The organism is Pedobacter soli, from assembly GCF_900101435.1.
GTDB classification, from domain to species: Bacteria; Bacteroidota; Bacteroidia; order Sphingobacteriales; family Sphingobacteriaceae; genus Pedobacter; species Pedobacter soli.
Genome location: NZ_FMZH01000002.1, coordinates 495,935 through 508,765, shown reverse-complemented (window position 1 = coordinate 508,765; position 12,831 = coordinate 495,935). Strand labels below are relative to the sequence as shown.

9 protein-coding genes are annotated in these 12,831 nt (G+C 40.1%); 4 read left to right on the top strand and 5 right to left on the bottom strand.

The window, feature by feature from the left end:
* Window positions 1-298: 298 nt before the first annotated feature.
* Complete coding sequence (gene dnaK, locus BLR37_RS06100) at window positions 299-2,200, bottom strand: molecular chaperone DnaK (RefSeq protein ID WP_090765877.1); 1,902 nt, start codon at window positions 2,198-2,200, stop codon at window positions 299-301.
* Between the two features lie 477 nt (window positions 2,201-2,677).
* Here dnaK and BLR37_RS06095 point away from each other — a divergent pair, with 477 nt between their 5' ends.
* Entirely contained in the window at window positions 2,678-3,037 is a 360-nt protein-coding gene (locus tag BLR37_RS06095) for a DUF1304 domain-containing protein (protein ID WP_090765874.1), read from the top strand.
* A gap of 102 nt (window positions 3,038-3,139) precedes the next feature.
* Complete coding sequence (locus BLR37_RS06090) at window positions 3,140-3,715, top strand: murein L,D-transpeptidase catalytic domain-containing protein (RefSeq protein WP_090765871.1); 576 nt, start codon at window positions 3,140-3,142, stop codon at window positions 3,713-3,715.
* A gap of 183 nt (window positions 3,716-3,898) precedes the next feature.
* Here the strand turns inward: BLR37_RS06090 and BLR37_RS06085 are convergent, their stop codons facing one another.
* Complete coding sequence (locus BLR37_RS06085) at window positions 3,899-5,101, bottom strand: class I SAM-dependent methyltransferase (RefSeq protein ID WP_090765868.1); 1,203 nt, start codon at window positions 5,099-5,101, stop codon at window positions 3,899-3,901.
* Window positions 5,102-5,390: 289 nt separating this feature from the next.
* Here BLR37_RS06085 and BLR37_RS06080 point away from each other — a divergent pair, with 289 nt between their 5' ends.
* Entirely contained in the window at window positions 5,391-7,127 is a 1,737-nt protein-coding gene (locus BLR37_RS06080) for a GMC family oxidoreductase (protein ID WP_090765866.1), read from the top strand.
* Between the two features lie 12 nt (window positions 7,128-7,139).
* A complete protein-coding gene (locus BLR37_RS06075; protein WP_039475164.1) occupies window positions 7,140-7,772 on the top strand; it encodes a gluconate 2-dehydrogenase subunit 3 family protein in 633 nt (210 codons plus the stop codon).
* A gap of 137 nt (window positions 7,773-7,909) precedes the next feature.
* On the opposite strand, the gene BLR37_RS06070 is transcribed toward BLR37_RS06075, so the two are convergent.
* The 3 genes from BLR37_RS06070 to BLR37_RS06060 form a co-directional block, all read right to left on the bottom strand.
* On the bottom strand, window positions 7,910-10,879 hold the full coding sequence (locus BLR37_RS06070) for a glycoside hydrolase domain-containing protein (protein ID WP_244154604.1): 2,970 nt from the start codon (window positions 10,877-10,879) through the stop codon (window positions 7,910-7,912).
* A gap of 235 nt (window positions 10,880-11,114) precedes the next feature.
* Entirely contained in the window at window positions 11,115-11,654 is a 540-nt protein-coding gene (rplQ, locus tag BLR37_RS06065; RefSeq protein WP_039475167.1) for a 50S ribosomal protein L17, read from the bottom strand.
* A gap of 104 nt (window positions 11,655-11,758) precedes the next feature.
* The gene (locus BLR37_RS06060) at window positions 11,759-12,751 is read right to left on the bottom strand and encodes a DNA-directed RNA polymerase subunit alpha (protein WP_025145205.1); all 993 of its coding nucleotides are present in this window, start codon (window positions 12,749-12,751) and stop codon (window positions 11,759-11,761) included.
* Between the last annotated feature and the right edge of the window lie 80 nt (window positions 12,752-12,831).

Genomic DNA, 12,831 nt, shown 5'->3' with positions numbered 1-12,831 from the left:
AAACCATCCCCAAAAGCATTACCCTCTCTTTCCTAAACCCGACAGCAGCGACAGCTCCGATTTTTTTATGAGGGCTATAGCGAGTGGCGGGGCTACATTTTCCGAAAAGTACAGAACCGTCCGTTTTCATATTATTTTGAACCTTATAAGACATTTTAAATACTTTCCCAAACCTCGCAGGTTTTTAAAACCTGCGAGGTTTATTGATCTAAAGCAAAAAAGCGTTCCTGAAATAATCAGAAACGCTTTTATTTTATGCTCCCAAGACTCTCGACTCAGGACTAAAGACTCAAGAGACTTATTTCTCTTCTTTTACTTCTTCAAAGTCAACGTCAGTAACGTTATCGCCACCCTGAGCTTGTCCGTCAGTTTGTGGTTGTTCACCACCCTGAGGCTGCTCACCGGCTTTGTACATTTCTTCTGATGCTACGTTCCATGCAGCTTGTAATTCAGCCGAAGCTGCATCGATATCTGCAAAGTTACGTGAAGAGTGTGCTGCTTTTAATTTCTCTAAACCAGCTTCGATAGGTGCTTTTTTATCAGCAGATAATTTATCACCAAATTCTTTTAACTGTTTCTCAGTCGAGAAAATTAAAGCATCAGCTCCGTTAATTTTATCAGCTTCTTCTTTTTGCTTAGCATCGTCTGCAGCATTAGCTTCAGCTTCTTCTTTCATTTTTTTGATCTCAGCATCAGTTAAACCTGAAGATGCTTCGATACGGATTTTTTGCTCTTTACCAGTAGCTTTATCTTTAGCACTTACGTGTAAAATACCGTTAGCATCAATATCAAAAGATACTTCTACCTGAGGCACGCCACGAGGTGCTGGTGGAATACCATCTAAAATGAAACGGCCAATTGTACGGTTCTGAGCAGCCATTGGACGCTCACCTTGTAAAATATGGATTTCTACTGAAGGCTGGTTATCAGCTGCAGTTGAGAAAGTTTCCGATTTTTTAGTTGGGATAGTTGTGTTCGACTCAATTAATTTAGTCATTACACCACCCATAGTTTCGATACCTAATGATAAAGGTGTAACGTCTAATAACAATACATCTTTCACATCACCGGTTAATACACCACCTTGAATGGCAGCACCAATAGCTACTACCTCATCAGGGTTAACACCTTTGCTTGGCTCTTTACCAAAGAAAGCTTTAACGGCTTCCTGAATTGCAGGGATACGTGTAGAACCACCTACTAAGATAATTTCGTCGATATCGCTTGTGCTTAAACCAGCGTTTTTCAATGCAGATTTACAAGGATCGATAGTACGTTTAATTAAGCTATCAGCCAATTGCTCAAATTTAGCACGTGATAAAGTACGTACCAAGTGTTTAGGGCCGCTAGCGTCAGCAGTAATGTATGGTAAATTAATTTCAGTTGAAGTGGTGCTAGATAACTCGATTTTAGCTTTCTCAGCAGCTTCTTTTAAACGTTGTAACGCCATTGGATCTTTAGAAAGGTCCATGCTGTTTTCTGATTTAAACTCTTCAGTTAACCAGTCGATAATGATGTGGTCAAAGTCATCACCACCTAAGTGTGTATCACCGTCAGTAGATTTTACTTCAAAAACGCCATCACCCAATTCCAATACAGAAACGTCATGTGTACCACCACCACAGTCAAACACAACAATTTTCATGTCTTTGTGTGCTTTATCCAAACCATAAGCTAAAGCAGCTGCAGTTGGCTCGTTAATGATACGTTTTACAGATAAACCTGCAATTTCACCAGCTTCTTTAGTAGCCTGACGTTGTGCATCGTTAAAATAAGCAGGTACAGTAATTACCGCTTCAGTAACTTCCTGACCTAAGAAATCCTCAGCAGTTTTTTTCATTTTCTGCAAAATCATTGCAGAAATCTCCTGAGGAGTGTATTTTCTGTCGTCGATTTCAACACGTGGAGTGTTGTTATCGCCTTTTACTACTTTATAAGGTACACGTCCAGCTTCTTTCGCACTTTCGTCGTAGCTGTTACCCATAAAGCGTTTAATCGAATATATCGTTTTGGTTGGGTTGGTTATAGCCTGACGTTTAGCAGGCTCGCCAACTTTACGCTCACCGTTTTCTGCAAAAGCAACAATAGACGGTGTAGTACGTTTACCCTCACTGTTTGCGATAACTACAGGCTCGTTGCCCTCCATTACGCTCACGCAAGAGTTTGTTGTTCCTAAGTCTATTCCAATAATTTTTCCCATTGTATTTTTATTTTCTCTTTTTAAAAGTATTATAATTTCTACTCCTATTAAACAATGCTTGTGCCAATTGGTTTTTGGCAGATAATATGAACAAAAAACTGATAAAATGTAAAAAAGAACCAGACTTGATACTGACAGCATGACAGAAAAAAAGCGAAAAGACTAAAGACTAAAGCTGAAAGACTAAATTGAAAAGCGGACGATCAAAATAAATTCTTAAAATCATTAGAAAATTAAAGCCAATAGTTCTTCGGGAGATTCAGCCCCGTGCCAAAGGTACTCCTTTGGAGCTATCCGCTTTATCCCGATTTTACATCGGGATGCCTGCTCCTATCTGGTTCAGGTCACAACAGCACTCAGGCCTGCCGGACAGAGCGCATAAAACCTAACCGCAATGAAAATGGATTGGGCTAAATGCGGCCAATGTTTTATATCTTTAATTATCTAAAAATGGTGTAATCATATAATCTAACAATAATGCAGATAGCAGCACAAATCATGATCGGGCTTGTTGCCTTTATTCACATTTACATCCTTTGGCTCGAAATGTTCGCCTGGACAACCAAAGCGCCTAAGGTTTTTAAAACCATCCCTAAAGATTTATTTGCCCCGACCAAAACACTTGCTGCCAACCAGGGCTTATACAATGGCTTTTTAGCAGCAGGTTTAATCTGGTCGCTATGTATAACCGATCACCATTGGCGCCTATATGTAGCGATATTCTTTTTAACCTGTGTAATTATTGCCGGTATTTATGGTGCTGCAACAGCCAGTAAGAAAATTTTGTATGTGCAATCCATCCCTGCACTCATTGCTATTATTTTATTGCATTTGTAACCCTGTCTTAGCGGCTGGTGTCCTCACCAGCCGAAATAACTGGTCCTATTGGTTGGTGTCGCACCAACTAAAGCTTTAAATCCAACGCTCATTAACTAATCAATGCAAAAATTATCCGCTCTCCTCCTCTTATTTACCCTGTTTGGTTTTAAGCCTGACGCAAACAAAAAAATAAGTGCCGATAAAATTAATGAGGCCTTAGCTTTCTGTAAGAAAAATAACATGGATACTTCTATTGCCATTATGGTTGATATGAGCATCCATTCCGGTAAAAACAGGTTCTTCGTTTACGATTTTAAACAGAAAGCAATTACTGTAGAAGGCTTGTGTGCCCATGGCGTTGGTGGCGGCAGCACGCCTACCAAAGTAATTTTCAGTAATAAAGTGGGGAGTTATTGTACTTCATTGGGAAAATATAAGGTAAAGGGCCGTGCATACAGCAACTGGGGCATTAATGTGCATTATAAAATGTATGGCATGGAAGAAAGCAACAACAATGCCTTTAAAAGAATTGTGGTTTTACATTCGTATAGCCCCGTGCCTGATCATGAAATTTATCCGCAAACCCTGTTTGGCCAAAGTGCTGGCTGCCCGGTTTTGGCAGATGCTGTAATGCGAAAAATAGATGCATTGTTAAAAACTAAGAAAAAATCAGTACTGTTATGGATTTATTCTTAGTGACCAACTAAACAAGGCGATCGTCACCCTGAACTTGTTTCAGGGCCTATCTTGCAAAGAGATTTATCTTTTAAGTCGGTGAGACATTAATCAATAGCGTTCCATTTATTTTTCTAAATGTAGGATAGATGCTGAACTAAATCCGATAGCTATCGGATCAGCATGACGATGAATTTTGTTAAACTACAACTCCAGCAACCTTTCCAAATGATGGTAATCAATGCCAAAATATGCTTTGCTCGCTTTAATCTTCTCTAAAATCTCTGCTTGCTTTTCGCTTTCAGCTTTGGTCTTTAAGCTTTCTGCTCTCTTTACCCCTACTACAAGCACATTCTTCGGTGTATGCGCGTCGGATATAAACTCGAAAACCTTGGTTTTATAGCCAAAATATTCTAAAATTAAAGCTCTTATTCCATCCGTAACCATCTCTGCCTGGCGTTCTAAAAAGATGCCGTATTTCGTTAAAAAAGAAACATCATTTTTCGCTTTGTTTTTCTCCATTTCCCTGCGGATTTGTTTGTGACAGCAGGGTGCAACCACAATCAGCTCAGCATTGGCTTTAATACCTTTAAAAATAGCATCATCGGTCGCAGTATCGCAGGCATGTAGCGCAATCAGCAAGTTTACATCGTTTGCCTGATAATCTTCAATAGTTCCTTGTACAAAGCTCAGTTGGGCAAAATCAGATTTAGCGGCAACCTGATTGCATAAATCGACCATATCCTGGCGGTATTCTACGCCAATCACTTCCGTTTCCAGTTGCAGAACCGAATGCAGGTAATCGTAAAGTGCAAAAGTTAAATAACCTTTACCAGAGCCCATATCGGCAACCTTTTTAATGGTGCCTGCAGGTAATTCCTTAATTAAGGCGCTTAAAATCTCGATATAGTGATTAATCTGACGGAATTTATCCTGTGCATTTTTAAATACCTTTCCTTCCGCATCGGTAATTTTCAATTCCGTTAAATAAGGTTTCGAATCTGCCTTAATCAATCTCACTTTTTCCTGATCATGGCTGGCCGATGGCACCGCTTTACCCGATGCTTTGCTCTCTCTGAGCACCACTTTCCCGTTATTCAATTCTTCGAGAATCAGATCTTTTTCGGTGGTAAATAAGGTGCCTATTTTAAAGCCATTATCCAGGTAAGCCGTAACTAAACTAATGGCTTCATCCAGATTATAGTTTTTAACCACATCTCGGGTTTTATAACGATAGGTAAAAGCCAGTTTATCTTCGCGTTTAATCACCACCCTACGCATGAGGATTTGCTTTAAGGCTTCTTCTGTTCCTTTATAATTGCCAAAAGAAACCTTTACAAAAGTTCCGGCATTGAAACTTGCTTTTAAAGCGGCAATAAATTGTTCGGTATGGGCAGATACTGGCATTGGTAAAGTTTAAGCTGCAAAGATAATCAAGTTTACGGGCTAATGCATAGCCTTGAAATAATGTAACAATAGAGCGACCATACATGGAATTAATGGAAGAAGTAAAATACAAAAATGGGAATACCCCCTCTTTGAAAACCGCTGAGGCTGAATTAAACAAATGAATGACGTAATACGATTTAGAAACACATACAGCTTCATTATCTATATTGATTCCAAAGAAGACGATCGCTTTTATTTAAAAAAATTAAACTTTAGATTAGATGTATTAAACATCTAACCATTTTACATGAGTGACTTTCAGATAAAGAAATCGCCTACCGTTTACGATGCCATTATTGTTGGTTCGGGTGCCGGTGGCGGAATGGCTGCATACGTATTGGCACATGCAGGTCAAAAAGTTTTATTGCTCGAAGCCGGCCAAAACTTCGATCCACGATTAGATTCACACCAGTTAAAATGGCCCTGGGAGTCGCCCCGCAGAGGAGCAGGTACAGTCCGCCCCTTTGGCGATTTCGATGCTTCTTACGGCGGCTGGGAACTGGAAGGTGAACCTTATACCCAGAAAAACAAAAGTGAATTCGAGTGGTTCCGCTCGCGTATGCTGGGTGGCCGTACCAACCACTGGGGAAGGATTTCTTTACGCATGGGGCCAGACGATTTTAAACCTAAGGATGGCTTAACCGATAGCTGGCCAATTACCTATGCTGATGTAAAGCCCTTTTATGATAAGGTTGACCGCATGATTGGTATATACGGTACGGTAGAGGGCATAGAAAGCGAACCTGATGGAATCTTTATGAAACCACCAAAGCCGCGCTTAAATGAATTATTCATTAAAAAAGGGGCTGAAAAAGCAGGTGTAAAGGTAATTGCCGGGCGCGGTTCGGTACTTACAGAAGCATTGCCTAACAACAATGATCGTGCACCTTGTTTTTACTGCGGTCAATGCGGCAGAAGCTGTAAAGTTTACGGCGATTTTTCTTCATCATCATGTCTGGTAAATCCGGCTATAAAAACAGGTAACCTTACTGTAATTACCGATGCCATGGTACGCGAAGTAATTACCGATAAAGATGGTTCGGCAAAAGGTGTTTCGTATGTAAACCGCAAAGACCTGCAGGAATATCAGGTTAATGGCAAACTGGTTATTTTAGGTGCCAGTGCCTGCGAATCGGCAAGGATCTTATTAAATTCAAAATCAACTTCGCACCCTAATGGTTTAGCCAATAGCAGCGGCGTAGTAGGTAAATACCTGCACGACTCTACTGGAGCCAGTGTATCGGGTTTTTTACCGCAATTGATGGACCGGAAACGCTACAACGAAGATGGTCTGGGTAGTGTACACATTTACTCGCCGTGGTGGCTGGATAACAAACGCTTAAACTTCCCGCGTGGTTACCACATCGAATATTGGGGCGGCATGGGTATGCCTGCTTACGGTTTTGGAGGTGGCGTTGCCGAAATGAATGGCATGGTACCTGGCAGAGATGGCAAAATGAAAGAAGCCGGCGGCTACGGAAAATCGTTAAAAGATGATTATCGTCGTTTTTACGGTACTGGTGTAGGTATGGCTGGTCGTGGTACGGCAATAGCCAGAGAAAGCAATTATTGCGAAATCGATCCGAACATGGTAGATAAGTATGGTATTCCTGTTTTAAGATTTAACTATAAATGGGATAAAGATGAAATTCTTCAGGCCAAGCACATGCAGGAAACTTTCTTAAACATTATGAAAGAAATGGGTGCGGTGGTCACTTCTGAAATACAGGGAGGTGATACCAATTATGGCTTATTGAATCCTGGTAAAATTATCCACGAAGTTGGAACCATACGCATGGGCGATGATCCTAAAAAATCGGCACTGAATAAATACTGCCAGGCACACGATTGTAAAAACCTGTTTGTGGTAGATGCAGGTCCGTTTGTACAGCAAGGCGATAAAAACGCCACGTGGACTATCCTGGCACTTTCTATGCGTACTGCCGAATACATTTTAGCTCAAAAGAAAAAACAAAACATTTAAAAGAATTACAACATGAACAGACGTGATTCCATAAAAGCATTGGGTTTAACCGCCATTAGCACCGCAGTGATCCTGGAGGCTTGTAAGCAACCCGAAAATAAAACAGAAGCGGTTGCAACCGAAGAAACAGCAAAAGATGCCGGCAGGGAGCAATGGGAAGTAGACCGTGATAAAAACCTGAAAGCAGAAACATTTTTTACCAAGCACGAGATGGCAACGATTACGGTTTTAGCTGATATCATTATCCCTAAAGATGATGTTTCCGGCAGCGCATCGGATGCCAAAGTACCCGAATTTATCGAATTTATTGTAAAAGATATTCCGGAGCACAAAGTACCTATGCGTGGCGGCTTAAAATGGCTGGATGTATATTGTTTCAATAAATTCCAGAAACCGTTTATAGAGGCCTCAGCCGAGCAACAGATTTCAATTGTAGACGAAATTGCCTACCCTAAAAAAGCCAAACCGGAAGTAAGGGCAGGCGTAACATTTTTTAACCGCATGAGAGATTTAACTGCATCGGGCTTTTACACCACCGAAATGGGCGTTAAAGATATTGGTTATGTAGGTAACGCACCAAACCAATGGGCGGGCGTGCCTGCCGATGTATTGAAGCAATACGGCATGGAAAATGTGAAAGTATAATTTATCCATTAAAAAAATAGGTCAGGGTTTAAACCCTGACCTATTTTTTTGTTATCGCACCGGTACGTGTCTCCACGTACCGAAAATTACATGTCCAAATGCATGGTTCGTGCAGACACAAACCATGGCACGTAGTATTACTCCACAATCAGAATCAAACCTTTTCCTTTTTCAACGGGAACCGATTTTCCATCCGCATAATTACCCGCCGTTTGAAATTTATCAATTGCCGGAGCGGCTATTTTAACCCTGGCAGCATCCAGTCCTAATTTTGCCCAATCAATAGTTAAATTAACCTTTGTATCGCCTTCGGCCCAGCTGGCTAAGGCCACCATGGTTTTTCCTTGTTTTTTGTAAACGGTAGCTAAAACTTTTGGATTATCTGTTTTAACCGGGCAGTTTTCGCTCCAATAACCAATCATTTCAGAACCTTTAATTCCGAAATTATCCCAGGCTTTCCACAGCGGTCTTGGGTCGCTCTTCTCCGACCAACCTAAACGGCTTGTCATGCCATAAATCATCCCACGCCATGGATTTCCATCATCCTGCAACATTTCGCCCATTAAACCAAATGGAATACCACTCACTTCGGTTAAGAAGAAATCGGGGTTGTTTTTTTGATAATCGAAATACTCGCCAAACCATAAACGGTTCAGGTAAGGGAAATGCTCCATGTATAAAATGGCGCTGTTGTTAAAACCATCGCTCTTGTTGTACTGGTTGGCCGAGTGCAGATCGATAATGCCCGGATGGTCATTTTGGGTTAATACACGCTTAATCCGCTTCATCGTAACACGGTCGAAAGCCACATCATCTAAATAAACACCATCAATACCTACGTTATTTACCAGCCAGTTCATCCCCTCCACGTAGTAATTGTGCCAACGGTTCATTCCACTGTTAATTACAGCAGCATCTTTAATTTCGGGTACAAACCAGGCGGCAATGTAATTAGAATCTAAATGCTCCTGTAACCAGCTAAATCCTCCCCCCTTTCCAGGCGAATATACTTCTGTACCCAGGCTTCTTAAAGCAGGTAATTCATAAGCGTGGTTAGAAAGCTCACGAACGGTATTATAGATTTTAACCTTCAAGCCTTTGCTGTGTGCATCGTCGATATAACTTTTCATCTTTTTCCATTCGATAAACGGATAATTGATCCACGGGTTGATCGGCGTAGCATGGTGGATATTTACCACACTTGCACCAGCAGTTTTAATGGCATCTAAATCGCCATATTTATGGTAAAAACGGTTATCCCATTGAAAATCGGTATCGAGCAAGTGAAAAGGCGTAATTAACAAGTTAAAATTGTAATACAATACATCGCCTTTTTTCATGCTTCTTGCACCGGTAAAGTTATCGGCCAGCATCGAACTGCCTTTAACATTAATCTGGATTCCACCTTTATCTTCGTTACCCCACGATTTAGGCAACAATAAAGGCTTCTGCAGGTAAAAATTGGTATTTAACGGACGAACATAGCGCTCATCTCTTAAATTGTAATACAGGCCGGCATTTACATTACCTATCCAAACGGCATCCTGGTTTTTATTGGCTACATCCCACTTCCATTTAACAGTATCTGGTCTTATACCTCCTTTTTCTCCCAATCCCATCAAGTATTTGGTCGAACCTTTATCAAACGGGATATGAAAATCGACATTGCTGAAATCTACATCTTTTAAGGCGGTAACCTTAACCACATAATGCACGTAACCATCAAATTCCAGGGCGCCTTCCAAATCCATTTTCAAATTTTCGGAAGTACTGGTGGCTGTCCATTTTACAGTACCTGCCGCTTTGCTGGTAATCTGCAAATTAGCAGGAACAAATTTTTCCTGTGTTTTTGGGGTATTAAAAAAGTGAAAGTGAATGGGTTCAGCTAAAATGTTGTTAGGCTTGTCGGTATAAGCCGTCATTTCGGCGTTAAAGAAAGTCTGGATTTGCTTAGGGAAGCCATCTGCATTAATCTCAAATTTACGACCTAAAAGCGAAATTACATTTCCTGCAACTGTTAGCGGCGTATAAGGTGCAACTACTGTGTTGGGTTGCGCCAAGGTTGAATTTAACCAGGTTAAACGGGTTTGTTTATCGGGCGATCCTACACCGTTATCGGCTAAAACCTGGTTGCCAACTGTAATTTTAGCGGCAATTACTTTCGATTTACCATTGGCTTTAACTACAAAATTACCAGTATATGTACCTGCAGCTGTAGCTTTAGGGATGTCAATGGTAATCCACATCGGCTGAACCTTACCCGAAGCTACATTCACCACTTCTACCAGCGGTTTATTGTCATAGCTTGTTCCTTTGGTATTTAAACAGTTAATAAATTTCGATGAGATAACTTTTCCAGCAGCTGTTTTTAGATCGCCAAAGCTTACAGTTAAATTGTTTAAGTCTTTTAAGGCAAATACCCCGAGTTGAAAAGCATAATTTTCCCCTTTGCTTGCTGTACCTGTAAAAGTACTGGCAGCTCCTCTCTGGATCCAGCGGTAAGGTAAATCGCTTTGCATTTTGATTGGAAACATCCTGTCCTCAGGAAACACCACAAAAGCATCTGTAGCGTATCTGGCTTTAACTACCGCTGTTTCTTTCGCTGTAGCAATCACTTCCATTGGATAGAAACTATTAAAGGCATCAACAGACTGGATCTCGACTACCGAAGTATTTACAGTTGTACGTTTAGCCTGGTTTAACCAGTTCTGATCAACCGGCTTTGGTTTTAAATAAACACCTTTAGGATAATTGCTTCTACCCTCGTTTTTATAAGCCAGGTAATACACATAGTACTTTCCTGCGCCTGAAGGCTGAAAATAAATATCAGCACTTTCGCGGTTTAATTTATCAGTACCAAAAATGGCTACATTTTTACCATTTGCATCCTGAATGATGAGTCCCTTCGTTTCCGGATGTTCATCTCTTCTGCGCCAGTCAATTTTGGCATGTGCAACTTTGCCCGTACCCGAAAATTGAACCACTGCCCTATGGTTACCCAGCGAATCGGCATTCCATGAGTTGTTGCCATTGGCATATTTTAGTGTTTGTGCATGGAGAGCTGACTGCCACAAAAGGCAGGAGAATAGAAAAAACCTAAATTTCATGTTTAATTTGTTTGAAGCTAATTTATGCATAGCTGCTTGAAATAAAACCATGTAATGAAAAAATGAGACAAACGTTTGATCAAATTTACCCGTCATTGCGAGGAGGAACGACGAAGCAATCTTACAACGATCGCATTAAGATTGCTTCGTACCTCGCAATGACGATCAAAAGCATATAAAACAAAAAAGTCCTGCTCTTTCGAACAGGACTTTTTTTATTTTAAGGTGAATAAAATTATTCGCCTTTTGGTTCTTCAGTAGCTGGAGCTTCTTCAGCAGGAGCAGCTTCTGGTGCAGCCTCTTCAGCAACCTCAGCTTTCGCTTCAGCAGCTTTTTTAGGAGCAGCAGCAGATTTGCTTCTACCACGACGAGTAGTTTTCTTCTCTTCTTTAGCTTCTACTTCTTTACCGTAAACTTCGTTATAATCTACCAGTTCAATTAAAGCCATCTCAGCGTTATCACCCTGACGATTGTTTAATTTAATGATACGAGTGTAACCACCTGGACGGTTAGCAACTTTCTCAGCCACTTCGCGGAACAAAATAGTGATTACTTCTTTATCCTGTAGGTAAGAGAAAACTGTACGACGTGAGTGAGTGGTGTCATTTTTCGCTTTAGTGATTAATGGCTCAACATAAGTACGTAAAGCTTTAGCTTTAGCTAAAGTTGTAGTAATTCTTTTTGCTTTAATAAGTGAAGTAGCCATGTTAGCTAACATCGCTTTTCTGTGGCTGTCGGTTCTGCCTAAGTGATTAACTTTTTTACCGTGTCTCATTGTTCTTGGATTAAGTGTATACCGTCTCTGTCTCAGAGGGAATTATACACTGTTATAAATTATTTTATTCAACGCTTAGCGCTAAGCGCATGGCGCCATGCTTTTTACTCTTCGTCTAATTTAAATTTAGACAGGTTCATACCAAATGATAAACCTTTTGATTTTACAAGTTCCTGAATCTCTGTTAAAGATTTTTTACCGAAGTTTCTGAATTTTAACATATCAGCAACATCGTAAGAAACTAAATCAGCTAAAGTGCGGATATCAGCAGCTTTTAAGCAGTTTAATGCTCTAACTGATAAGTCCATATCTACCAATTCAGTTTTAAGGATTTTACGCATGTGTAAAATTTCCTCGTCAACTTCTTTAGTTTCTTCTTTAGCCTGAGATTCTAATACTAAATTCTCATCAGAGAATAGCATGAAGTGTTGGATAAGGATCTTAGCCGCTTCTTTTAATGCTTCTTCAGGATGAATTGAACCGTCAGTAGAGATATCCAATACTAATTTTTCATAATCCGTTTTTTGCTCAACACGAAAGTTTTCGATCGTGTATTTTACATTTTTCATCGGAGTATAAATCGAATCGATCGCAATAACACCTACAACAGCATCAGCAACTTTATTTTCTTCAGCAGGTACATAACCACGTCCTTTATTGATGGTTAATTCCACTTCCAAAGTAACAGATTTATCCATGTTGCAGATTACGTGCTCAGGGTTTAAAACTGTAAAGTTGTTAGAGAATTTAGTGATATCACCAGCTTTGAACTGATCCTGACCATTAACGATGATGAAAACTTTTTCAGAATCACCTGAATCGCCTGTTTTCTTAAAACGAACTTGTTTTAAGTTCAAGATGATATCAGTTAAATCTTCTACAACACCTTTCATGGTAGAAAACTCGTGAGAAACGCCTGAAAAACGAATAGTAGTAATAGCATAACCTTCTAACGAAGAAAGTAAAATTCTTCTTAAGGCATTACCAATTGTTACACCGAAACCGGGCTCTAAAGGACGAAATTCAAATGTGCCATCGAAATCAGTTGATTTCTGCATGATCACTTTGTCAGGTTTCTGAAATGCTAAAATTGCCATTTATAATTTTTTAAATTCGTTATTGAATATATAGTAACAAGAAAAAAGTTAATTACCCTTTTGAGGTAATTAACTAGCTT

What these genes read in the sequence shown, in the direction of transcription:
- BLR37_RS06070 (WP_244154604.1), bottom strand. Translation starts at nt 10,879, where the DNA reads ATGAAATTTAGGTTTTTTCTATTCTCCTGCCTTTTGTGGCAGTCAGCT.
- BLR37_RS06095 (WP_090765874.1), top strand. Translation starts at nt 2,678, where the DNA reads ATGCAGATAGCAGCACAAATCATGATCGGGCTTGTTGCCTTTATTCAC.
- rplQ (WP_039475167.1), bottom strand. Translation starts at nt 11,654, where the DNA reads ATGAGACACGGTAAAAAAGTTAATCACTTAGGCAGAACCGACAGCCAC.
- BLR37_RS06085 (WP_090765868.1), bottom strand. Translation starts at nt 5,101, where the DNA reads ATGCCAGTATCTGCCCATACCGAACAATTTATTGCCGCTTTAAAAGCA.
- BLR37_RS06080 (WP_090765866.1), top strand. Translation starts at nt 5,391, where the DNA reads ATGAGTGACTTTCAGATAAAGAAATCGCCTACCGTTTACGATGCCATT.
- BLR37_RS06060 (WP_025145205.1), bottom strand. Translation starts at nt 12,751, where the DNA reads ATGGCAATTTTAGCATTTCAGAAACCTGACAAAGTGATCATGCAGAAA.
- BLR37_RS06075 (WP_039475164.1), top strand. Translation starts at nt 7,140, where the DNA reads ATGAACAGACGTGATTCCATAAAAGCATTGGGTTTAACCGCCATTAGC.
- dnaK (WP_090765877.1), bottom strand. Translation starts at nt 2,200, where the DNA reads ATGGGAAAAATTATTGGAATAGACTTAGGAACAACAAACTCTTGCGTG.
- BLR37_RS06090 (WP_090765871.1), top strand. Translation starts at nt 3,140, where the DNA reads ATGCAAAAATTATCCGCTCTCCTCCTCTTATTTACCCTGTTTGGTTTT.